Origin of the sequence: Achromobacter sp. D10 (assembly GCF_035282245.1) — a bacterium.
Lineage (GTDB): Bacteria > Pseudomonadota > Gammaproteobacteria > Burkholderiales > Burkholderiaceae_B > Achromobacter > Achromobacter insolitus.
On sequence record NZ_JAYJLE010000003.1, the window covers coordinates 69,035 to 90,980 of the forward strand.

The following is a 21,946-nucleotide window of genomic DNA, read 5'->3' on the forward strand; positions in this document are numbered from 1 at the left end:
GGGCGCGCGCAGATATTGTCAGTATTGCTGAATCCAGCGGCGGACCAGGTCGATGGTGGGACCGGAGAAGGCTTCGTCCGATTGCAGCAGGACGAAATCGCCCGCGGCGATGCCGTCGAGTTGGCTCTGGATGGCCTTGCCGTGGTCGGGTTCTTCCTGGATGTCCTTGACGCGGGCGCCTTGCGCCAGGCCCTGCCGCAGCAGCGCGCGCGCCTGGCCTTCGGGGCGTTTGCTACGCACGGTCAGGTCGTCGTAGAGCACCACGCGGTCGAAGGCGTCGCCCAGCAGCTTGCCCTGTTCGATCAGGTCCGCGTCGCGGCGGTCGGCGCCGGCCGAATAGACGGCGGCGCGCGTGGTCGCGGGGAACTGATCGATGGCGGCGATGAGGGGGCGCAGCGCCGAGGCATTGTGCACGTCGTCGACCACCACGGTGCTGCCGTTGCGTTCGAACAGCGTGAACTGCCAGGGAGCGTCGGCCTGGTCGATGTCGAAGGTTTCGATGCCGGCGCGGATCAGTTCAACCGGAATATCCAGCGCCCAGGCCGCACCCACCGCGGCCAGCACATTCTCGACCTGGAAAGCCACGCGTCCGCCATGGGTCAGCGGGATAGCGGCCACGGCGGCCAGGCGTTCCTCGCGGCTGCCTTGCGCAAGAACGATGCTGCCGTCGCGCACGAACACGGCGCGGCCATCCTGTTGCAAGTGCGCGGCGATGGCTGGCAACGCGGGATCGATGCCGAAGAAAATCACCGAGCCGTCGGACAGTTCCGCCATTTCCACCACGCGCGGATCGCGCGCGTTCAGCACGGCGGCGCCGCCGGGCAGCACCACGTCCACCTGTGTGCGGAACACGTTGAACATGCGTTCCGTTTCATTGATGTCGAAGTCGCCGAGATGGTCGGCATCGTCGATGTTGGTGACCACGCCCACCTGGCAGCGGTCGTAGGCCAGGCCTTGGCCCAGGATCACGCCGCTGTCGTTTTCGATGACGGCGGCATCCAGGTTGCGGTTCATCAGCAGGCGCGTGCCGGAGGCGAAATCGGCGCGGTCGCCTTTTTGGACCAGGCGGCGGTCCAGGTAGAGGCCTTCGCTGCAAGCCAGGCCGGTGCGCTTGCCCGACAGGCTCAGCAGGCGGGCGACCAGACGCGCCACCACGGTCTTGCCGTTAGTGCCCGTTACGCCCACGATGGGAATGCGGCCCGCATCGCCCTCGGGGAACAGATGGTCCACGATGGCGCGGCCCACCGGGCGCGGGGTGCCGTCCGCGGGCTTCAGGTGCATCAGCAGGCCGGGGCCGGCATTGACTTCGACGATGGCGCCGCGCTGTTCATCCAGCGGGCGCGAAATGTCCTCGGCCACCAGGTCGACGCCGGCGATGTCCAGGCCCACGATGCGCGCGGCCAGGGTCACGGTCGCGGCGATGCTGGGGTGCACGCGGTCGGTGACGTCGAAGGCGACGTTGCCGCTGCGTTGCACCAGCACGCGCTGGCCTTCGGGCGGCACGCTGTCTTCCGACAGGCCTTGGCGCGCGATCTCGAGCCGCGCGGCGGAATCGAGGCGCACCGGGTTCAGCGGGTGGTTCTCGGTGCGGCCGCGGCGTGGATCCGTGTTGATCTGGCTGTCGATGAGTTCGGAGATCGTGGATTTGCCATCGCCCGTGACCCAGGCGGGTTCGCCGGCGGCAGCGGCCACCATGCGATCGCCCACGACGAGCAGGCGATGTTCGTTGCCCAGCACGAAGCGTTCGACGATCACGCCGCTGCCTTCGTCCACCGCGACGCGATAGGCCGACACCACTTCCTCGCGGGTCGTCAGGTTGGTGAATACGCCGCGGCCATGGTTGCCGTCATAGGGCTTCACGACCACCGGCAGGCCGATGTCCTCGGCCGCTTCCCAGGCGTCGTCCTCGCTGCGCACGAGGCGGCCTTCGGGCACCGGCACGCCGCAGGTCGACAGCAGTTCCTTGGTCAGGTCCTTGTCGCGCGAGATGCCTTCGGCGATTGCGCTGGTGCGGTCGGTTTCCGCCGTCCAGATGCGGCGCTGGGCCGAGCCGTAGCCGAACTGCACGAGGTTGCCTTCGAACAGGCGGATGTAGGGGATGTCGCGGTCGTCGGCGGCATCCACGATGCAGGCGGTGCTGGGGCCGAGACAATGCTTGTCGATCAGGCCGCGCAGCTTCGAGATGGCAGCGGGCACATCGAAGGGGCGGTCTTCGATGGCGGCCATGACCAGGTCGCGGGCTTCGTTCAGGGCGGTGCGCGTGACCTGTTCCTGCCAGGCGCGCACGACCACCTTGTAGACGCCGCGAGTGGAGGTTTCGCGGGCCTTGCCGAAACCGCCGCGCAAGCCGGCCAGGTTCTGCAATTCCAGGGTGACATGCTCAAGAATATGGCCGGGCCACGTGCCTTCCTTCAGGCGCGACAGGAAGCCTCCCCGGACCCCCGGGCTGCAGCGGTGCTCGATCAGCGTCGGCAGCCATTCGGTCAGCCGCTCGTAAAAGCCGGGAATGGTATTGGAGGGGTAATCCTCCAGCTCGCCGATATCCACCCACGCTTCAAGTACCGGACGGTACGTCCAAATGTTCGGGCCGCGCAAAGCCACGACATCGAGAAATTCAATGTCTTTCTTTTTCATGTTTTAATTTACGAGAGAAGCAGGTTGGCACGCGCGGACGCCCCTATGCAAGACCGCGAATTTATTGGGGTTGCGCCTTTAGAATAATGCCAACGAGTGGGGGATCCCAGATATTCCTAATTAGAAAAATCGGCTGATACTATACGACGCCTTCAAGGCGTGAACTCGTTGTGTTGTAAGGAAGGGACACGTTTGCCGCCGCCTGAGGTTGCGAACCGGTTGCCGCCTAGTAGGGCAGAGTCCTGGCCCGGTATGCGTTCCAATGAAAAAACCAAACCTGCTTTCCGGCCTTGCCGAAGCCTTTCCTGCCCGCTGGCGGGATGAAATCCGCGCCGAACTGGCGGATGGCGAAACCTTATTGGCCTGGGTCGAGATAGACCTGGACCAGCGCTTGAAGTTCCGGCCGGGGCTGATCGCCGCTACCGACCGCCGGCTGCTGGCCCGCCAGCCCGACGAGGCGGGCTGGGATTCCTGGGCATATGGCCCCCAATTAAAACTCAGCCTGACCGACCATGCCGGCGCCGCGGTGCTGGAATTGCACGACGACAGTTCCCGCCTGGGCGTGTGGCGTTTCACGCTGGCCCGCAACCCGGCCGCGCTGCGCCTGCTGGCGCAGTTCGAGACCCAGCAGGCGATCCGTCTGTCCGGTCATCAGGCGGAGGAGCCGGCAGAGCGCACCTGCACCATCTGTAATAACGTCATACCGGCAGGTGAGGAAGAGTGCCCAAGCTGCAACCAGGAACAGGCGGCGCCGTCCTCCACCTGGGCGCTGCTGCGCCTGTGGCGCTTTGCCCGGCCTTACCGCGGCCCGCTATTGGCGGGTTTCATATTGACGCTGCTGGGCACTGCCGCGACGCTGGTGCCGCCGTACCTGACCATGCCGCTGATGGACGACGTGCTGATTCCGTTCCAGAACGGCGCGCCCATCGATTACGACAAAGTGCGTCTTTACCTGGGCGGGCTGCTGGCCTCGGCCTTCCTGGCCTGGGGCCTGGGCTGGGCCAGGACCTACATCCTGGCATGGGTCAGCGAACGCATCGGCGCAGACCTGCGCACCACCACGTACGAGCACTTGCAGCAGTTGTCCCTGGAGTATTTCGGGGGCAAGCGCACGGGCGATCTGATCTCGCGCATCGGTAGCGAAACCGACCGCATTTGCGTGTTTCTGTCGCTGCATCTGCTGGACTTTGCAACCGATATCCTGATGATCTGCATGACCGCGGTCATCCTGGTGTCCATTAATCCGTGGCTGGCGCTGGTCACGCTGGTGCCGCTGCCCTTCATTATCTGGATGATCCACGCGGTGCGCGACCGTCTGCGCCACGGCTTTGAAAAGGTCGATCGCATCTGGTCGGAAATCACCAACGTGCTGGCCGACACCATACCGGGCATCCGCGTGGTCAAGGCTTTCGCCCAGGAAAAGCGCGAAGTCGCGCGCTTTCGCGAAGCCAATAATCGCAACCTGGAAGTCAACGACCGTGTGAACACCACCTGGTCGCTGTTCTCGCCCACGGTCACGCTGCTCACCGAAGTGGGGCTGCTGGTGGTGTGGATTTTCGGCATCTGGCAGGTGTCCCAAAAACAAATCACCGTCGGTGTGCTGGCCGCTTTCCTGGCCTATATCGGGCGGTTCTACATGCGCCTGGATTCGATGAGCCGTATCGTTTCGGTGACGCAAAAGGCCGCGGCCGGCGCCAAGCGCATTTTCGACATCCTGGACCACGTTTCCAGCGTGCCGGAACCGCAGAATCCGGCCAAACTGCCGCACATCAACGGCCGCATCGAATTGCGCGACGTGGGCTTTCGCTATGGCAACCGCCAAGTCATCCGCGGGCTGAACCTGAACATTGCCCCTGGCGAAATGATCGGCCTGGTGGGGCACAGCGGCTCGGGCAAGAGCACGCTGATCAACCTGATCTGCCGCTTCTATGATGTGTCCGAAGGCGCGGTGCTGGTGGACGGCGCCGACATCCGTTCGGTGCGCGTGGCGGACTACCGGCGCAACATCGGGTTGGTGCTGCAGGAGCCGTTCCTGTTCTTCGGCACCATTGCCGAAAACATCGCCTATGGCAAGCCGGACGCCACCCGGGATGAGATCGTAGCCGCCGCACGCGCCGCGCACGCGCACGAATTCATCCTGCGGCTGCCGCACGGCTACGACTCGCTGGTCGGCGAACGCGGCCAGGCGCTGTCCGGCGGCGAGCGCCAGCGTATCTCGATCGCGCGCGCGTTGCTGATCGATCCGCGCATCCTGATCCTGGACGAAGCGACCTCGTCGGTGGATACGACCACCGAAAAGGAAATCCAGAAGGCGCTCGACAATCTGGTGCGCGGCCGCACTACCATCGCCATCGCCCATCGCCTGAGCACCTTGCGCAAGGCCGACCGTCTGGTGGTGCTGGATCGCGGCCAGATCGTGGAACAGGGGCCGCACGAAGAACTGATGGCCCGGGAGGGCGCCTACTACCGTCTGTACCAGGCGCAGGCGCGCCAGGCCGAGGCCGACGCGCAAGCGTCAGGCAGCGAAGACATGGCCGCCGTGGCCTGACGCGGAACCGGAATTATCGTCATGACCTTGCCGTCTTTTCAGTTGCGCCGCAATGCCTTCGGACGTCTGGAGTTCCAGTCCGCCGATGGCGAGATGCACGAAGGCGTGTTGCCCGTTCGCGCGTTTCCGATCAGCGAGGCGGATCGTGGCCTGTCGCTCGTGACCGTGGACGGGCACGAATTGCTCTGGATCGAACACCTGTCCGACGTGCCCGCCCCGCAGCGCGCCTTGATCGAAGAAGAGCTGGCGAGCCGGGAATTCATGCCCGAGATCCGCAAGCTGGCCAGCGTGTCCACGTTTGCCACCCCCAGCACCTGGCAGGTCGATACCGATCGCGGCCCGACGTCGTTTACGCTGCGGGGCGAAGAAGACATACGGCGGCTGAGTCCGCAGACCCTGCTGATCGCCGACAGCCACGGCATCTTCTATCTGGTGCGCAACATCCAGGCGCTGGACAAGCACAGCCGCAAGCTGCTGGACCGTTTCCTGTAGGCCTCAGTCTTCCCGCGGCCGCTTGAACGGAGAGTGCGTTTCCAGCTCTCCCAGATAGTCCGTCACCGCCGCGGTTTCTTCGTCCAGGAAGGTCTGGATCGCGTCCGCAAACCCCGGGTGCGCGACCCGGTGCGCGGACCACGTGGGCGTGGGCAGCAGCCCGCGCGCCATCTTATGTTCGCCTTGCGCGCCGCCTTCGAAGCGCGCGATGCCATGGGCGATGCAATAGGCGATGGACTGCATGTAGCAGGTCTCGAAGTGCAGGCCGGGCACGTACTCGGTCGCGCCCCAGTAGCGCCCGTAAAGCGCGTCGCCGCCTGCAAGGTTCAGCGCGGCCGCCACCGGTTGGCCGTCGCGCTGCGCCAGGATCAACACGAAAGCGTCCGCAAGTGCGCGATGCGCGCGGCGGAAGAACTCCTGGTTCAGGTAGGGCGGATTGCCATGGCTGAAGTAGGTGCGGCAATAGCATTCATAGAAGAAGTCCAGTTCGGCCGCGCCGATTTCGGCGCCACGCAGCCAGCGGTAGGACAGCCCGGCGGCGGCCACCTTCTTGCGGTCCTGGCGGATTTTCTTGCGCTTGTCATGGCTCATCGCGGCCAGGAACGCGTCGAAGTCCGCGTAGCCGGGATTGGTCCAGTGGAACTGCACGCTTTCGCGGATCATGAACCCGGCTTCGCGCAGCGCGCGCACGTCCGCATCCGCGGGAAAAAGCAGATGCAGCGAAGAAACCTTGATCTCTTCGGCAAAGGCGATCAGCCCGCGCACCAGGGTGTCGCGATCCTCGTCGTTGCGCGCCAGCAGCCGGGGGCCGGTCACCGGGGTGAATGGAATCGCGGACAGCAGCTTGGGGTAGTAGCGCAAGCCGTGGCGCTGGAAGGCGTCGGCCCACGCGTAGTCGAAAACATACTCACCGCGCGAGTGCGACTTCAGGTAGAGCGGGGCGGCGGCAGCCAGCGCATGGTCTCGCCACAGCGCAAGATAATGCGGCGCCCAGCCGGTGCCTGGCGCGGCGCAGCCGGTTTCATGCAGCGCGCACAGGAACGCATGGCGCAGGAAGGGCTGCTCGCCCGCCAGCGCGTCCCACTGCTGGGCGTCGATGCGGGACAGGTCGGTCTCTATGGTCAAGCGCAGGGAATCCATGGGTGAATGATAAAGTCTCCGTGTATGCGCGAGGCCTGCGGCCCCGGCGCTTTCACGGGATTTCGGGGCAGCTTGAGGCCGCCCGGCACAGAGAGAGTATGGACAGCACTACGACGCCCGCCGCGTTCGGGCACGGCCTGGACTGCCTGCGGGGGCAGGCGCTGGCAGCCTTGGCTGCCACGGCATGGCAGGACAAGCTGGCGGCGGTGCGCGCCATTTCGGATGAGGCCGCGCTGGATTGCGAGCGGGTGTACGCGCCTGTTGCGGGACTGCCCGGCCGTCCTTCGCTGCCGCAACTGGTGCCTCCCGCCCAGGTCAAGCATCGCTCGATGGCCACGCCGCAAGGGCGCGCGGCCCTGCTGCACGCCCTGGCGCATATCGAATTCAATGCCATCAACCTGGCGCTGGACATCATGTGGCGCTTTGCCGGCATGCCGGAAGCGTTCTATCGCGATTGGCTACGGGTGGCGCGCGAAGAGGCCTATCACTTCGATCTGCTCAGGCAGCGCCTGGCCGCCATGGGGCACGCCTATGGCGACTTTCCCGCCCACGACAGCTTGTGGGACATGGCGCAACGCACGCAGGAAGATCTGCTGGCCCGCCTGGCCCTGGTGCCGCGCACGCTGGAGGCGCGCGGCCTGGACGCTTCCCCCATGATCCGCGCCAAGCTGGCCGGGGCAGGAGACAGGGAAAGCGCGGCTATCGTCGACATCATCCTGGCCGACGAAATCGGTCACGTGGCTATCGGCAACCATTGGTACAAGCACCTGTGCGCGCTGGCGGGCAAGGATCCCGTCGCCTGCTATGCCGAACTGGCCCAGCGCCACGATGCCCCGCGCCTGCGCGGTCCCTTCAACCTGGAGGCGCGCCGCGCCGCCGGATTCGACGATGCCGAACTTGCCGCGCTGCAGTCCGGCTGACAGGACAACATGAGTATCGATCCTTCCATCAAGACACCGCAGGTTCGTCTGCTGCGCCCGCTGGCCATTGCCTTGGCGGGGGCTGCGCTCATTTCACTGGCGCCCGCCGCGTCAGCCGCCGACTCGTTCGCGGCGTGCCTGGCGCAATTGCGCGGCCCGGCGCTCAAGGCAGGTGTGTCGGGCGCCACGTTCGACACCCACACCGCGGGGCTCGCGCCCGATATGGCGGTGATCGATCTGCTGGACGCCCAGCCGGAGTTCAAGACGCCCATCTGGGACTACATGGCGGCCCTGGTCGACGATGAGCGCGTCTCCGACGGCCAGGCCGGCATGGCGCGCTGGCAGTCCGACCTGGACCGCGCCGCATCGCGCTATGGCGTGGACGCCGCCACCATCGCCGCCGTTTGGGGCGTGGAAAGCAACTACGGCCGCACCTTGGGCGGCCGGCCGCTGCTGACCTCCCTGTCCACGCTGTCCTGCTATGGCCGGCGCCAGGCCTATTTCCGGGGCGAGTTCTTTTCCACCCTCAAGATCATCCAGGACGAGCACATTGCGCCCGAGCGCCTGACGGGCTCCTGGGCGGGCGCCTTTGGCCAGACCCAGTTCATGCCGTCGACCTACTTGCGGCTGGCGGTGGACTTCGACGGCGACGGGCGCCGGGATCTGGTCGACAGCGTGCCGGACGCACTGGCCTCCACGGCCAATTTCCTCAAGCGCGCGGGCTGGAACGCCGCGCTGCCGTGGGGCTTTGAAGTCCGGCTGCCGGCGGGCCTGGACACCTCGGGCACCGGCAGGAAGAACAAGCGCGCGATGTCGTATTGGGCAGGAAGGGGCGTAACGCGCGCCGACGGCCAGCCGCTGCCTGCGGGCGACACGCCGGCGGGCCTGCTGCTGCCGGCGGGCCGCGGCGGCCCCGCCTTCCTGGTCACGCGCAACTTCGACGCCCTGTATTCCTACAACGCGGCGGAAAGCTACGCCTTGGCCATTGCCCACCTGTCCGACAGGCTGCGGGGCGGAAGTCCCTTGGCGCAAGCCTGGCCCACGGACGATCCGGGGCTGTCGCGGGCGCAGCGGCGGGAACTGCAACGGCTGTTGATTGCCCGCGGCTATGAGATCGGCGAACCCGATGGCATGATCGGCACCCGCACCCGGCAGGCCCTGCAGGAGGCGCAGCGCGAGCTGGGCCTGAAGCCGGATGGGCGCGCCGGCCTGAAGTCGCTGCAGGCTTTACAGGCAGGAAAGACGCCAAACTGAATTGCCTGGCCGGAATGGACAAGCTTTGTAAAGATGCCGGGAGTCATCCTTCAGATGACAGGCAGGGCGGCGGGCATGGGCCTATACTGATTCTCCGATTTTTCAGGAGCACGATGATGAGCCTATTGGATACCTTGGCCTCGATGGCCGGCGGCGGTCAACAAGGGGGCTCGGCTTCGCTGTTGCCCGCCCTGATCGAGCAACTGAACAAGTACCCGGGCGGCCTGTCCGGCTTGATCGCAAGCTTCCAGAAGGGCGGCTTGAGCGAAATCGTGGCCTCGTGGGTGGGCACGGGCCAGAACATGCCCGTCAGCGCAGACCAGCTCGGTTCCGTTCTGGATCCCGGCGTCGTCAACGAACTGGCGGCCAAGACCGGACAGGACACGGATTCGGTACTGGGCTCGCTGTCCTCGCTGCTGCCGCAACTGGTCGACCAGGCCACGCCGAACGGCGAAGTGCAAGGCGGCCAACAGTTCAATCCGGCCGAGCTGCTGGCGTCGTTGTCGGGCATTTTCGGCAATCGCGCAGGGTAGTTCCTATCGCCAGGCAAGCCATGCAGGCGTCAGCGCCTGCTTCCATCGACCGGCGGCGTTTGTTGCAGGGCCTGGGCGCGGCGGCGCTGGCCGCCAGCCTGCCCGCCTGCGCGCCGGCGTGGTCGGTGCAAAGCACCTTCTGGCAACTTTGGCCCAGCCATTTGGAATTGAATCCGCAGGCTTGGCGCGAGCGCATTGCCGCCATGCACGGGCTGGGCTTTCGCGAAATCATCATCCAGTGGGTCGGGGCTAGCGGGGGCGCGCAGCCCTGGCAATTGCCCGCGTCCACCCTGGCGCTGATATTCGAGGAAGCGGAACGGCTGGGCATGGGCCTGCAGCTGGGGCTGCCCTACGACGAGCGCTGGTGGCGGCAATTGGGCAATGCCGACGACGCCGCGCTCGCCGGTTTCCTGCAGGAGGCTCAAGCGCAGGCGCTGGCCTATGCGCGCGCTTCGACTATCGCCGGCCACGCGGCTTTCCGCGGCTGGTACATCCCTTACGAAATCGAACAGTACAGTTGGGCCGCGCCCGAAAGGCAGTCACACCTGGCGCGCTGGCTGCGCGAAATGTCGGATCCTCTTTTGCAACAGACCGGACGCGTACCCGCCATATCCACCTATCACAGCAAACTGCCGGGACCGTTGAGCCTGGCCGATCTTTGGAACGGGCTGCTGGATGCCGCGAGGCTGAGGCCCATGTTGCAAGACGGGGTGGGGGTGTCCGGTATGGCAGCGTACGACGCGCTGGAGCCGCTGCACCGCATGCTGCTGGCGCGCCGCGTGCCGTTCGACCTGATCGTAGAACTGTTCGAGGAATTGCCGTCCGAGCGCCAGGACGGCACCACGTTCAACGCCCGCTCTGCCGATAGCGCGCGCGTGCGCCAGCAGTTGCGCATCGCGCGGCGTTACCGCGCGCAAAGCGTGGTTGCCTTTGCCGCGGACCCCTGGCTGATCGGGCCCACGCCCGAGGCCGAGCGCCTCAGGCGGGACTGGCCCCCGTCGTAGGTGCGGCGAAAAGCGGACTTAAGCCGCCTCAATACGACAGCGTCATATTCATGAACCAGCCCTTGGCGCGGTCGCTTGCACCACCGCCCAGGCTGGCCCGGTACTGGACGCCGAAGTCCAGATAGGAGCGCGGCGCGTTGTAGTGGTCCTCGCGGAACCAATAGCGCACGTTGAATCCCGGCCCCACCCCCAGCGACCATGAGGAATCATGGTCGGACAGGACCACGGACTGGCTGCCGTAACCAGCCAGGTCGTCGAGCTTGGCCACGCTTTTCTGCCACAGCCAGTCGGCGCCAATGACGGCATACGGAAACAGGACCAGCTTGTCGCTGATGCTGGTAGCGCGGAAGCTGCGGCCCACGCGTAGTTCACCGGACAGGAAAGCCTGGTCGCGCTTGAGGCGGCCCGACGAGCTGCCCAGTTCCTGCTGGCGTTGGCCTTTGGAGTCTACCGAGTAGGCCGTATAGCGGGCGCTGTTGTCATCCCAGGCGTAGCCGGCCTGCGCATAACCTTCGATGGTGAGCCAGCTCGGCACGTCCACGCGCAGTTCGCGGCCCTGGTAATAGCCGTAAGTCACGTAGGACATCCAGCCGCCGGCATTGCCATTGAGTTTGTAGCGCGCCACGGCGCTCTGGTCCTGCAGATTGGGATACGCGTTGTGAAAGGCCTGCTGGGCCGCGCACTGCACGGCACTGGATTCGGGATAGGCATAGCCTTGGCGGGTGGCGGACCCCAGGAAGAAGCGCCGTTCTATGCCGAAGGTCACGCCGGTATCGGCCAGCAGATAGCGCAGGCCCAGAGCGCCGATGGTACTGGGAATGCCGGACGCCGTACTGTTGTTGCGGAAGCGTTCTTCGTTGGAGCGTTCGTCCGGCGTGCTTTCTCCAGTGCAGGGATCCACGTTGCGGCGCGACTCATACGTGCTGCCGCTGTCGTACAGCGTGTTGGAACTGCGCGCGTAGGCCTCGAGCATGCCCCAGCGGTTGTTCAGTTGGGGCGGACGCCAGAAGATCTCCGCGGTGCTGAAGATCACGTCGCCCGGCGTGTTGATGGCGGCTCCGCCCAGGCTGGAACTGGCCGGCCTCGCGCCGCGATAGGAAGCGGAGAAGGAGCCGCCCCATTCGCGCGACAGGGCGCCGACCGCGCTGCGCGTGTTGTAGCGCTCAAGCGGCGTCAGGCCCAGTTGGCCCGCGTCGTCCATGTCGATGGCCTGCTTGAGCGAGTCCGTGGCGGCGCGATTGTCGCCCATCGCGGATTGCGCATAGGCCTGGTCCAGGATCAGGCGGGGCGGCGCCTGGCCGGTTGCGCGCGCGGCCGCGAAGTCGGACGCCGCGCCCGCGGGCTGGCCCAGGCGCTGGCGCGCATAACCGCGTTGCGCAAGCAACTGGGCCGAGTCCGGCTGGCGGGAGATTGCGTCGCTGAGCCGGGCTTGCGCTTCAGCGACTTGCGCGGTAGTGCCTGCGGCCAGCGTGGTCGTCAGGAGTTGGGCGTAGCTCTCGTTGTCCGGCGCCTCGGCCACCGCCTGGCGGGCGAGCACGATGGCTTCCTGGTAGGCGCCTTTGTCGTAGGCTGCATAGGCGCCCGCAGCGGCGGCGCTGCCCGGAGCGGGCGCGGCCGGCGCCTGGTTTGCCGCGAGCTGGCGATCGAACGCCTGTTGCCTGGCCTGCAGCGCGGCCTTGTTAGGCGCGCCCAGCGCCAGCGCCGTGTCGACGGCCTGGCTGGCGTCCAGATAGCGTTGCTGCGCGCCCAGCGATTCGACCCACAGCAAGGCCCATTCGCCTTGCCTGGGGACGGCGCGGAAGGCGCGCTCGGCGCCCGCGGCTGCTGCGGCGTAATCCTGGCGCGCATAGTCCGCATAGGCGCGCGCCGCTACGGGATATGCCCGTTGATATGGAGTCTGCGGCGCGGGCTTGCGAGGCGTCGCGGGTGTTTGCGCGGCGGACGTTTGCGTGGGCGTTTGCGGAGGCGGCGGGGCGGCGGGCGCGGCCACGGCTGTCGGGCGTTGCAGATTGGCCTTTGCCTGGCGCAGCTCGGCCGTGTCCAATCCTGCGGCTATCGCCGCGTCCGCGGCGCGCACGGCCTCCTGCCGCTTGCCCTGTTTTTCCAGGGTGTATACCAGCAGCAACCGCAGGCGGGCCACGTCCGGCCGCAGGCGGATGGCGTTCTCCGCCATGATTTGGGCGGTTTCGTAGTGGCCCGCATCGTATTGCTTGTAGGCCTGGTCGGCTAATTGGTAGGCGTCGCCTTCAAGGGGGCGCTCGGCGGCAGCCGCGGCTTGCCCGGCAGCTTCGGGCGCCGCCGCCGCGCACAGCAGCAAGGCGGAAAAAGCCAGCGAACGGGAAATGACGGTCATGGAGACGTGGGCCTGTGCGATAGCGGATCCGCGGGGGGCTCGGTTTGCGTCGGGGCGCCTTGCTGGAATGACAGGGCTTCGTGCAGCGTTTTCTCGTCGAGCCAGCCGTGCTCCATCAGGATTTCGCCGAGCGGCCGCTTCTCGCGCGCCTGGATCTCCAGCGCCTGTTCCAGCATCTGGTGGTCGATCGCCTGCCAGGACAGCAGCAGGTCGCCCAGGCGCTGGCGCTGCTGCGCCAATTGGTCGGTTGAAGGGAAGTCATGCATGGTCTTGTCCCAGGCCAGCCGCTTGCCGGTGACGAGGTGGACGATGAACAGGCGCCACGCCCGCGCCGCCGCCATGGCATTGATGAAGTTGCCCACGATCATGCGGGGCATGGAGAGCAGGGCATGTTCCCAGCCATACATGCGGCCGACGAAATAAGCGCGTTGCACCACCCGCAGCAACAGGGCGCCCGCGTTCAGCCACATCAGCGTCACCAGCCAGCCGCCGGGGCGGAAGTAGGAAGGGTAGTAGACCTTCCACCAGCCGAAGCGGTCAGCCAGGTAGAAGAGGAAAAAGTTGGCCAGCAGCAGATAGGCCAGTATCGCGATGAACGAAGTGAACAGGCCCTTGCGGTCGCGGAACAATAAATACTTGGTGGCCAGCGATCCCGTCCATCCCACCTGCTGCCAGCCTTGCAGGCCGATGCCCAGCGTCCAGCGGGCCTTCTGCCGGTACGCCGTGCGGAAGGTGTTGGGAAAATATTCGCGCACGCCCAGCGGCATCTTGATGGTGGAGATTTTTTCCCGCCCCAGGCCGAACCAGGAGCGGCGGCGGGTCACGTACTCGACCTCGAACTTGCCGAAGATCTGGCGCATGCCGCGCTGCGCCAGGCGCGCGCCGATGTCATAGTCCTCGGTCAAGGTATCCGTATTGAAGGGCTGGTTGTTCGTTTCTGCCGCCAGCTCCTGCAGCGCGTGGCGCGAGAAGCAGGTGCCCACGCCGGCGGACGGCACCATCTTGGACAGGCTCTCGCGCACCACCAGATCTTTGGTGTGCCATTCCGCGAACTCATCCATGTAGGTGCCGGCAACCAATTCGTGCCATTCCCGCTCAAGCGAGGTCACCGGCAACTGGATGAAGTCGATGCGCGGCAGCAGGTAGTTGTAGTACTTCAGTTCCAGCGGGTGCAGCACGTCTTCGCTGTCGTGCAGGATCACGCCCGCGAAGGGCACGGGCTGCCGGGTGTCCTGCGCAAAGATGGCCTGCACGATCCAGTTCAGGCAGTCGGCCTTGCAGGTCGGCCCGTCATGCGGGACTTCCACGCGTATCAATTGGCGGTAGCGCCGCCGCATGCGCTCCACCTCTTTGATCGTGCGCTCGTCGTTCTGGTAAGTGCCCGCGAAGATCATGTAGTTCTTGTATTCCAGCGTGGACACCATGTTCTCGAGCATGGGCGCGATCACGTCGTACTCCAGCCACGCCGGCACCATGATTGCCAGCGGCTGTTCCGGCTTGGCGCGCAGTTGCTCCGCGGTCAGCGCCGCATACTGGCGCTTGACCGTCAGCCCGCGGCGCAGTTCGCGCAGCCAGAACCAGCCATCGATGAACAAGTCGTCCAGGCTGGACAGCAAGATGATGACGCCGACCACCGCCGTCACGATCTCCAGTCCGCGGTAGTAGTCGGCGATGAGGTAGGGCCAGTAAAGCGAGGACATGGCGCCAGCGCCTCCGGGTTACTTGCTTTCCTTGTTCTTCCTGCGGGTGATGCGCAACGCGGCGATCAGGATCAGGAGCAGGACCAGCAGGCCGACGCTCAGGGCGGGCACGCTCCATGATAGATAGCGGCGCCATTCGAAGAAGGCGCTGGCGCCCGCGCCCGGAGGCTGGCCGGCCCCGGGGTTGGCGCTGTCGATCCAGGCCAACGGGCCCGCCGCGCCGATGATGGCGATGTTGCCGCGGTTCAGCACGAAGGGCGCTTGCGGGATTGCCGGGCGCTGGCCCAGCGTGTGCCACAGCAGGCCGTCCTGGCCGCCCGCCCGGACGACCTCGGCCGTGCTCAGGTTGTCCAGCCCGGAAACGTCCAGCCAGGGCGCGCTCTTGCCGTCCACGGTCAGTTGCTTGCGATCCGTAACCTTGACGAGTGGCTTGGCGCCGTCCAGCGCCACTTCCATCGCCACGAAAGGCCCGCCGGGCTTGGCTGCCTGGCCTGCCGGCGTCAGCGACAGCGTCGCGCGCGTGGCCGACAGCCCGCTGGCCGCGGCGATCCCGATCACGCGCTGGATGCTGGCCGGGGCATCCGCCAGATAGGTGTCGGGGACGAGCAGCTGGGGGCTGCCGGCAAGCAGCGGCAACAGCCCCACGAAGGTGCCGTCCGGCTGCGCGCGGCCAGGCTTCACGTAGCTCGTGGGCAGCACGTTGACGGGATAGCCCTGCGGGATTTCGTTGCAGTCCACCGATACCGGCTGGCGCTGGAAGGTGACGCGCACCGCGTTGGTCGAGCCCAGGACGTAGCCGGGCACGCGCGCCGTCACGCGCTCGGGATGGCCGTCCGCGTCCATCTGCTTGGCGGCCAGCAGGATGCCGTTCCAGAACACCGAGGCGACGGGCCGGGTGGCGGAGGCGCCGGGCGCGGCGGCCAGGTCCATGACCAGCTCGTCGGGCATGCTGCCGTCCGCGGAGACGGCGGCCAGCGGAAATGTCGCGTTCCAGTCGCCGCGCGCGACGACGTCGAAGCTGGCGGATGATCCCCCCAGCGTCGTCAGGCGCATGCCGTCCTGGCCAAGCGACTGTGGCGGTTCGGCCGCCTTGACCTGCGCCTGACGGGTGACGAGGATGCGGCGCCAGGCGGTGTCGAAGGCGCCCGCGCCCTGTGCGCCGGCGTCGGCGGCGACCGCGATCACCGCCTGCCGGCCCAGCGGCGACAGGCGGATTTCCTTGGGCTGCAGGTCCTGGCCGGCCAAAGGCATGCGCCGCTGGCGCCATGCCTTGAAGGCCTCGGCAGCATCGGCGTCCTGCGCCAACTGAGCCTGCAAGGCGTCCAGCGCCTCGTTGTACCGGGCGCGCAGCGCGGCATCCGCGATGACCACGTCGCCGCTGACGGCGGGCGCACCCATGACCAGCAAAGCGCCGATCTCGGCGGGGCTGGCCAGTTTGTGCTTGTCATTGCCCGCCAGGGCCGCAAATGCGGGCACCTGGCCGAGTCCGTTCGGGGCCTGCAGGCCCCGCGTGTCGATCTCGTCTCCCACCGAGGGGAAGGCCCGCACCGTGACGCGCTTGCCGCTGCGTTCGAGCGCCACACCCATGCGCCAGGCGCTGTCGAACGCCTGTTGGTCGAGCTTTGTGCCCGCCACCATCAGCACGGCTCTGCCCGGCAGTATGCTCCAGGCCTCGTCCAGGCTGCCGATGGACGAGGGCGCGTAGCGATAGCTCAGGCGCGTCCGCGGCGAAACCATCAAGGCGTTTGCCGTGGCGCGGTTGCTCTCGCACTGGCGCTGCGCAACCTCCGATTGCCAGTCCACGGCCAGGCGCACGAAGCCGGTGTCGCGCACGCGCGGTTCCACGTTGAGCTTGCGCGTGGCGGAACCTTCGCCGTCGGCGACGCGTTGCGCGGTCTGGGGCACGCCGTCCACCCACAGCACCATGCTGGCGCGGCCTGGCTCGCCCTTGATGTACCGCGCATCGAAGTCCAGCGTGGCGTCGGCTATCGGCACGCCGCGGGGCACGGGCAGGTAGAACTCCTGGCGCGCATCGCTGTCGCTCAGCACCACGGGCTCGCGGATGCCCAGGTCTTCCAGGCTGGTGTCGCGCGTGACCCAATCGTCGCCCCCCAAGCGCCGCAAGGCATCGCCCGCAGGACTGGCCAGCGCTCCCAGCGGGAGCAGCAACCCGGCGGCGATCAAGGCGCGGCGCAGGGTGCGGGCGGCGTGGAAATGCGGGGCTTTGGGCATGAGGGCTCCGGAGATGGGATACGTAGGGCGGCCATTAACGGGCCGCGGCCGGTCCTGGCAATGAAAATTCGGATACCGCACGGCCACAGAGCGCATCCACGATGCGCTGGCTGGCGTGGCCGTCGCCATACGGATTGATACGGCGGGAGAACGAGGCATGGAGATCCGGGTTGTCGAGCAGCCGGTTCACTTCCGCGAGGATGCGCCCGGTATCCGTGCCCACCAGCGTTACAGTGCCGGCTTGCACGGCTTCCGGGCGCTCCGTGACGTCGCGCATTACCAACACTGGCTTGCCCAGGTAGGGCGCTTCTTCCTGTACGCCGCCGGAGTCGGTCAGGATCAGATAGGCGCGTTGCATGAACCAGACGAAGTCCAGGTAATCCAGCGGGGCTATCAGGTGCACGCGCGACAAGCCATCCAGCTGCGCCATCACCACGTTGCGCACCTGTGGATTCAAGTGCACGGGATAGACGATCTGCAGATCCTCGCGCCGCGCCAGTTCTGCCAGGGCGGCGCAGATGTTGCGGAAACCGTCGCCGAAGCTTTCGCGCCGGTGCCCGGTGACCAGCAGCAGTCGGCGCTGCGGATCCAGCCAGCCGTAACGCGCCGCCAGCTGCTGTGCAAGCGCGCCTTCCGGAGCGAGCTTGGCGCACGTCATGGCCAGCGCGTCGATCACGGTATTGCCGGTGACCGTGATGCGGCCCGCCAGGTTTTCACGCAGCAGGTTGCCGCGCGATTGCGCCGTGGGCGCGAACAGCCAGTCGCCCACCGCATCGACCACGCGGCGGTTCATTTCCTCGGGGAAGGGCTTGGCCAGGTCGCCGGTGCGCAGGCCTGCTTCGACGTGGCCGATGCGCGCGCGGCGATGGAACGAGGCCAGCGCGCAGGCCGATGCGGTGCTGGTGTCGCCATGGACGAGCACGCAGTCGGGCTGTTCCGCTTCCAGCACGCTGTCCACCCGGCTGATCAAGCGCGCGTACAGGCCGTTGAGCGTCTGGTTGGGCACCATGATGTCCAGGTCATGCTGCGCCCGCAGATCGAACAGCGCCATTACCTGGTCCAGCATCTCGCGATGCTGGCCCGTCACGCAGACGACACTCTGGATCTGGGGCTCGCCTTGCAGGGCGGACACCAGCGGCGCCATCTTGATTGCTTCGGGACGGGTCCCGAATATCGAAAGGACTTTCATCACAAGAGCGGGCCCCCTACGCCGGTGGCATTTTCTTGCGTAGATTATGGATTGAAAGTTTTCGTAATATGTGACAGTTTATTTCATTGGGGGCAGATTAGGACAGAATTTAGGGACAAACTGTTGCTTTCGCGCGGTGTCCGGGATTATTTGCCCAGCGTCAGGCCTCCATCGATGGTGACGACGGAGCCCGTCATGAACAGGAACGGCGGCCGGGTCAGCGCAATGATGGATGCCGCGATTTCCTGGGTGGTGGCAAGGCGATTCATGGGGTGCATGGCCGCCAGCCGCGCCTCGTCCAGTTCCCCGGCATCGATGGAATGCTGGATCAACGGCGTCTTGACGTAGCCGGGCGCGACCGCGATGACGCGGATGCCGTCCTCGGCCCATTCGTTGGCGAGCGAGCGCGTCAGCGTCGCCACGCCGGCTTTCGATACCGCGTAATGGGCGCGGCCTTTCATCATGACCATGCCGGCGACCGAAGCGATGTTGACGATGACGCCGCCGCGGGCACGCAGGCCGGGGTACAGGGCGTGCGCACAATGGAAGGTGCCGTTGAGGTTCACCGCCAGGACCTGGGCCCATTCCGCCGGGTCCTTGTCCGCGACGGGGGCGCGGCCGCCAGCTATCCCGGCGGCGTTGATCAGCAGATCGACGCCGTCCAGCTGCGCGGCTGCGCGGGCAACGCTGGCGTAGTCGGAAACATCGACGGCCACGCCGCCGTCCGCGGCGCTCCGATCCCACACGATGACCCGCCACCCCTCGGCGCGCAGTTGCCGCGCGCATTCCTGGCCGATGCCGCTGGCGCCGCCCGTGATGACCGCGGTTCTTGCTTGCGTATTCGCATTCATGTCTGACTCCCTATGCAGGTTGGATCGATTTCAGGTGCTGGACGCAGCGACCTGCGCGCCTCGCGCGGCGCCCCGGTTGCGCACGCACAGTATTGCCAGGCCAGCGCTTGCCAGCGTCGCCAGCGCGAACACCTGGGCCGCGAGTTCCCATTCGCCTCCACTGGCCTGCATGACGGCGCCCGTCAGGGTCGGGCCAAAGAAGCCTCCGAGTGAGCCTATGGTCGTAACGAGCGCAAGCGGGCCGGCGCTGGCGCCGATGTAGTTCTGCACGGCGGCATTGAGGGGGCCGTAGTACGCGATGGTGTAGCCCGTAATGACCGACACCACGGCCAGGAATGCCGCCAGTGATACCGTTGCCGCGCCGTGCAGCATCATGAATCCGCCAGCGCCCACCAGGCAGACGACGGCCAGGTGCCAGCGGATGTCGCCCGTGCGTTCGCTGCTGCGCCCGATTACGTAGCTGAACACCAGCGCCACCACGTTGGGAATCATCAGCAGCGTGCCGATTTCCAGGGGCGTGATGCCGTACAACTGCTTGAGAATGGTGGGAAGGAAGTACGCCAGGGCGAAGGTTGCGGCGTAGGCCGCCAGCAGTATCAGCAGAATGCCCCATAGCATCGGCTGGCGGAAGACCGCGAATCCGTGCGTCCAGGACGCGGCCGGGGCGGCCGCGCGGGCGGGGGCTTCATGCTCCATGACCGCAAGCAAGCCCTGGCGCTGCTCATCGCTGAGCCATCGCGCCTCGCGCGGGGTGCCGGGCAGGTAGCGCAGGATCAGCAGGCCCAGCAGCATGGTCGGCAGGCCTTCGATGAGAAACAGCCAGCGCCAGCCTGGCATGCCGAATTCGATTTTGAGCAGCATGCCCGCCAGCGGACCGCCGAAGATCATCGCCAGCGGCAGCGCCATGATGAAGATCGAGTTGATCCGGCTGCGATAGCGCGGCGGTATCCAGGATGCAATATAGAAATTGACGGCGGGAATGAAGCCGCCCTCCGTCACCCCTAGCAGGAAGCGCAGCACGTAGAACGATTTTTCGCCATGCAGCGCCGCCATCAGGCAGGAAACCAGGCCCCAGGCGAGGAACATGAACGCCAGCCAGCGCCTGACGCCGAAGCGTTGCAGCGCCAGATTGGCCGGCACGCATACGCTGGCGTAGCCGATAAAGAACAGCCCCGCGCCGAATCCATAGGCCGCCAGGGAAATGCCCAGGTCGACGCCCATCTGCAATTGCGCGTAGCTGATGTTGGTTCGGTCCAGGAAGTTGAGCAGATATCCTGCGAACAGCAGGGGCAGGACGCGGTTGCGAAAGCCGGCGACAGCCCGTTCGGCGTTCGCCAGATCTTCATTGCGGATCATGGTTGGTCTCCAGTCGTCCACCTTCGTGGCGGATCTCGCTAGGCTTGGATTGGGACGGTGCCTGGCTGCGCACCGCCGGTCTTGGTTTCAGTGGCGCCCCGTGACCTGGGCGTACAAGTCAGCGTCCGGCCAGGTTGCGCCGCGCCAGGCGACGTGCTGGTCGGGCCGGATAAGGGTGAGCGGGGCAGGGTAGAGGTTGGCGATTCCGCCTTCGGTCGGACGGATCAACGTCAGCGGCACCCCCGCGGCTCGAGCCGCGCGTACGGCGGAATCGACGTCCCTCGCGGCTGCCGCAGGCAAGGCCAGCAATGTGAATCCCGGGCCGAAATGGTCATAGAGGGAGCTGCCGTCGTGCAGCCAGGCGTGGGGGGCGAGGGCGCCGGGATGGGACGAGGGCGTGTAGTTAATGAAGTCGCGGGCAGGCGCGGGGCTGCCATCCGGCACGATGACGGGGGAGTCCGCGTACCGATAGCCCAGCACCACGCCCAGCGTGGCGAACTCGCGCATTTTCGCTGCCTGGATGCGCGCGCCGGCTTCGTGGCGCGCCTGTTCGCCCGCCGCGCCGGCATCTTCAAGGTGCTCGGCCAGCAAGTGATTGCCCAGTATCGAATGGTTGTGCTCGGCTTCATCCAGCACCCACTGGTGTACCGGCCGGCGTTCCAGTTCATAGCTGTCGAGCAGCGCGGGGCCGCCCCAGCCTTGCAGCACGGCGGCCAGCTTCCAGCCCAGGTCCACGCTATCTGCCACGCCCATGTTCATGCCGTAGCCGCCGAAAGGCGGGTGCAGATGGCAGGCGTCGCCAACCAGGAAGACGCGCGCCTGCCGGTAGCGGTTGCCCAGGAGTTTGCTCGCGGTCCACTCATCGCTGCTGAGCACCTCGTAGGGCAGGTCGATGCCGGTGGCGCGGGCGATCAGTGCGCGCGCGTCGATGTCGCTGGCTCGCTGTTGCGGATCTACGTGCGTGGGCATGAAGAACCAGGTGTCGCCGCCGTCCATCGGACCTATCAGGCTGGGCGCGTCGCCATTGACCTGCCAGTACATGATGGCGGGCCCGTGCTTATGCGCCTGTGCCAGGCCGGGCGCGCGGAACACGATGTTGTAGTTGCGGGACAGGCCGTGCCTGCCTTCCATGCGCGTGCCGATCAGGTCCCGTACCAGACTGCGGGCGCCGTCGGCGCCTGCCAGGTAGTCCACTTCCAGTTCGACGTCGCGGCCCTGCGCCAGATCGCGCAAGCGGACGTGCACGCCGCGGGCATCCTGCGACAGGTCCAATAATTCGGTGCGGAACCGGATTTCAACACCGGGCAGGGTGGCCGCATGCGAGCGCAGCACCTCTTCCACGGTGTATTGAGGAATCCATTGCGCATGTTCCGAGTACAGGGGATTGCGGCCGGGGGCGCAGTACATGGCGTTCTCATGCCGCCCGAGTTCGAAGCCCGCCAGGCGGGTGCAGAACACCACGTTTGAAGGGTAGTAGGCGCCCAGCGGCGATGCTGCCCGCAGGCGGTCGGCGATGCCCCAGCGCCGCAGGTGTTCACGCGTGCGCACGTTGGTTGTCTTCGCCCGTGGGGCGTATCCCACGCGGTCGTTGCGCTCGATGAGCAGGCACGGAATCTTCCTGTGCCCCAGTTCAATCGCCAGACTCAATCCGGCCGGTCCGGCGCCCACGATCAGCACGCGGGGCGAGGCTCGCTTTTCCACCTTAGGTCTCCTGGGTTGCCTGCTTTTTCCTGCAGGTTT

At 66.4% G+C, this 21,946-nt stretch carries 15 protein-coding genes; 6 read left to right on the plus strand and 9 right to left on the minus strand.

Annotated elements, in window-relative coordinates; translation table 11 throughout:
- Positions 1 to 18 precede the first annotated feature (18 nt).
- On the minus strand, positions 19 to 2,634 hold the full coding sequence (gene cphA, locus VCS63_RS10550) for a cyanophycin synthetase (RefSeq protein WP_323879644.1): 2,616 nt from the start codon (positions 2,632 to 2,634) through the stop codon (positions 19 to 21).
- A gap of 262 nt (positions 2,635 to 2,896) precedes the next feature.
- On the opposite strand from cphA, the gene VCS63_RS10555 reads away from it, so the two are divergent.
- Positions 2,897 to 5,182: an ABC transporter ATP-binding protein gene (locus tag VCS63_RS10555; protein WP_063641826.1), complete on the plus strand. Its 2,286-nt coding sequence runs from the start codon at positions 2,897 to 2,899 to the stop codon at positions 5,180 to 5,182.
- A gap of 21 nt (positions 5,183 to 5,203) precedes the next feature.
- Positions 5,204 to 5,674 (plus strand): DUF1854 domain-containing protein, encoded by a 471-nt coding sequence (locus VCS63_RS10560; protein ID WP_042792491.1) that lies wholly within the window; start codon positions 5,204 to 5,206, stop codon positions 5,672 to 5,674.
- Between the two features lie 3 nt (positions 5,675 to 5,677).
- On the opposite strand, the gene VCS63_RS10565 is transcribed toward VCS63_RS10560, so the two are convergent.
- Complete coding sequence (locus VCS63_RS10565) at positions 5,678 to 6,814, minus strand: GNAT family N-acetyltransferase (protein ID WP_323879647.1); 1,137 nt, start codon at positions 6,812 to 6,814, stop codon at positions 5,678 to 5,680.
- Positions 6,815 to 6,912: 98 nt separating this feature from the next.
- Here VCS63_RS10565 and VCS63_RS10570 point away from each other — a divergent pair, with 98 nt between their 5' ends.
- From VCS63_RS10570 to VCS63_RS10585, 4 genes are all read left to right on the plus strand, one after another.
- Positions 6,913 to 7,734, plus strand: coding sequence for a ferritin-like domain-containing protein (locus VCS63_RS10570; RefSeq protein ID WP_076815730.1), 822 nt, complete (start codon positions 6,913 to 6,915; stop codon positions 7,732 to 7,734).
- 9 nt (positions 7,735 to 7,743) lie between these two features.
- Complete coding sequence (locus tag VCS63_RS10575; protein ID WP_323879649.1) at positions 7,744 to 8,988, plus strand: lytic murein transglycosylase; 1,245 nt, start codon at positions 7,744 to 7,746, stop codon at positions 8,986 to 8,988.
- Between the two features lie 116 nt (positions 8,989 to 9,104).
- The gene (locus VCS63_RS10580; protein WP_063961337.1) at positions 9,105 to 9,521 is read left to right on the plus strand and encodes a YidB family protein; all 417 of its coding nucleotides are present in this window, start codon (positions 9,105 to 9,107) and stop codon (positions 9,519 to 9,521) included.
- Positions 9,522 to 9,541: 20 nt separating this feature from the next.
- Positions 9,542 to 10,525, plus strand: a complete 984-nt coding sequence (locus VCS63_RS10585) for a DUF4434 domain-containing protein (protein ID WP_323879652.1) — start codon at positions 9,542 to 9,544, stop codon at positions 10,523 to 10,525.
- A gap of 28 nt (positions 10,526 to 10,553) precedes the next feature.
- Here VCS63_RS10585 and VCS63_RS10590 read toward each other — a convergent pair whose 3' ends face one another.
- From VCS63_RS10590 to VCS63_RS10620, 7 genes are all read right to left on the minus strand, one after another.
- On the minus strand, positions 10,554 to 12,878 hold the full coding sequence (locus VCS63_RS10590; RefSeq protein ID WP_278489619.1) for an NfrA family protein: 2,325 nt from the start codon (positions 12,876 to 12,878) through the stop codon (positions 10,554 to 10,556).
- Positions 12,875 to 14,578 carry a glycosyl transferase family protein gene (locus VCS63_RS10595; protein WP_088607569.1) on the minus strand — a complete coding sequence of 568 codons (1,704 nt, stop codon included), beginning with the start codon at positions 14,576 to 14,578 and terminating at the stop codon, positions 12,875 to 12,877. The genes VCS63_RS10590 and VCS63_RS10595 overlap by 4 nt, the downstream gene beginning before the upstream one ends.
- Before the next feature lie 18 nt (positions 14,579 to 14,596).
- Entirely contained in the window at positions 14,597 to 16,810 is a 2,214-nt protein-coding gene (locus VCS63_RS10600) for a hypothetical protein (RefSeq protein ID WP_323879656.1), read from the minus strand.
- A gap of 34 nt (positions 16,811 to 16,844) precedes the next feature.
- The gene (gene wecB / locus VCS63_RS10605) at positions 16,845 to 17,999 is read right to left on the minus strand and encodes a non-hydrolyzing UDP-N-acetylglucosamine 2-epimerase (protein ID WP_323879902.1); all 1,155 of its coding nucleotides are present in this window, start codon (positions 17,997 to 17,999) and stop codon (positions 16,845 to 16,847) included.
- Positions 18,000 to 18,145: 146 nt separating this feature from the next.
- A complete protein-coding gene (locus tag VCS63_RS10610) occupies positions 18,146 to 18,850 on the minus strand; it encodes an SDR family NAD(P)-dependent oxidoreductase (RefSeq protein ID WP_042792498.1) in 705 nt (234 codons plus the stop codon).
- Between the two features lie 30 nt (positions 18,851 to 18,880).
- Positions 18,881 to 20,206, minus strand: a complete 1,326-nt coding sequence (locus tag VCS63_RS10615) for an MFS transporter (RefSeq protein WP_323879659.1) — start codon at positions 20,204 to 20,206, stop codon at positions 18,881 to 18,883.
- Between the two features lie 87 nt (positions 20,207 to 20,293).
- Positions 20,294 to 21,907, minus strand: coding sequence for an FAD-dependent monooxygenase (locus VCS63_RS10620; protein ID WP_323879662.1), 1,614 nt, complete (start codon positions 21,905 to 21,907; stop codon positions 20,294 to 20,296).
- Positions 21,908 to 21,946 lie beyond the last annotated feature (39 nt).

Excerpts from the sequence above, each read along its gene's own strand:
- VCS63_RS10555 (WP_063641826.1), top strand. The coding sequence starts at position 2,897 with ATGAAAAAACCAAACCTGCTTTCCGGCCTTGCCGAAGCCTTTCCTGCC.
- VCS63_RS10565 (WP_323879647.1), bottom strand. The coding sequence starts at position 6,814 with ATGGATTCCCTGCGCTTGACCATAGAGACCGACCTGTCCCGCATCGAC.
- VCS63_RS10600 (WP_323879656.1), bottom strand. The coding sequence starts at position 16,810 with ATGCCCAAAGCCCCGCATTTCCACGCCGCCCGCACCCTGCGCCGCGCC.
- VCS63_RS10580 (WP_063961337.1), top strand. The coding sequence starts at position 9,105 with ATGAGCCTATTGGATACCTTGGCCTCGATGGCCGGCGGCGGTCAACAA.
- VCS63_RS10595 (WP_088607569.1), bottom strand. The coding sequence starts at position 14,578 with ATGTCCTCGCTTTACTGGCCCTACCTCATCGCCGACTACTACCGCGGA.
- cphA (WP_323879644.1), bottom strand. The coding sequence starts at position 2,634 with ATGAAAAAGAAAGACATTGAATTTCTCGATGTCGTGGCTTTGCGCGGC.
- VCS63_RS10575 (WP_323879649.1), top strand. The coding sequence starts at position 7,744 with ATGAGTATCGATCCTTCCATCAAGACACCGCAGGTTCGTCTGCTGCGC.
- wecB (WP_323879902.1), bottom strand. The coding sequence starts at position 17,999 with ATGAAAGTCCTTTCGATATTCGGGACCCGTCCCGAAGCAATCAAGATG.
- VCS63_RS10615 (WP_323879659.1), bottom strand. The coding sequence starts at position 20,206 with ATGATCCGCAATGAAGATCTGGCGAACGCCGAACGGGCTGTCGCCGGC.
- VCS63_RS10610 (WP_042792498.1), bottom strand. The coding sequence starts at position 18,850 with ATGAATGCGAATACGCAAGCAAGAACCGCGGTCATCACGGGCGGCGCC.
- VCS63_RS10590 (WP_278489619.1), bottom strand. The coding sequence starts at position 12,878 with ATGACCGTCATTTCCCGTTCGCTGGCTTTTTCCGCCTTGCTGCTGTGC.
- VCS63_RS10560 (WP_042792491.1), top strand. The coding sequence starts at position 5,204 with ATGACCTTGCCGTCTTTTCAGTTGCGCCGCAATGCCTTCGGACGTCTG.
- VCS63_RS10585 (WP_323879652.1), top strand. The coding sequence starts at position 9,542 with ATGCAGGCGTCAGCGCCTGCTTCCATCGACCGGCGGCGTTTGTTGCAG.
- VCS63_RS10570 (WP_076815730.1), top strand. The coding sequence starts at position 6,913 with ATGGACAGCACTACGACGCCCGCCGCGTTCGGGCACGGCCTGGACTGC.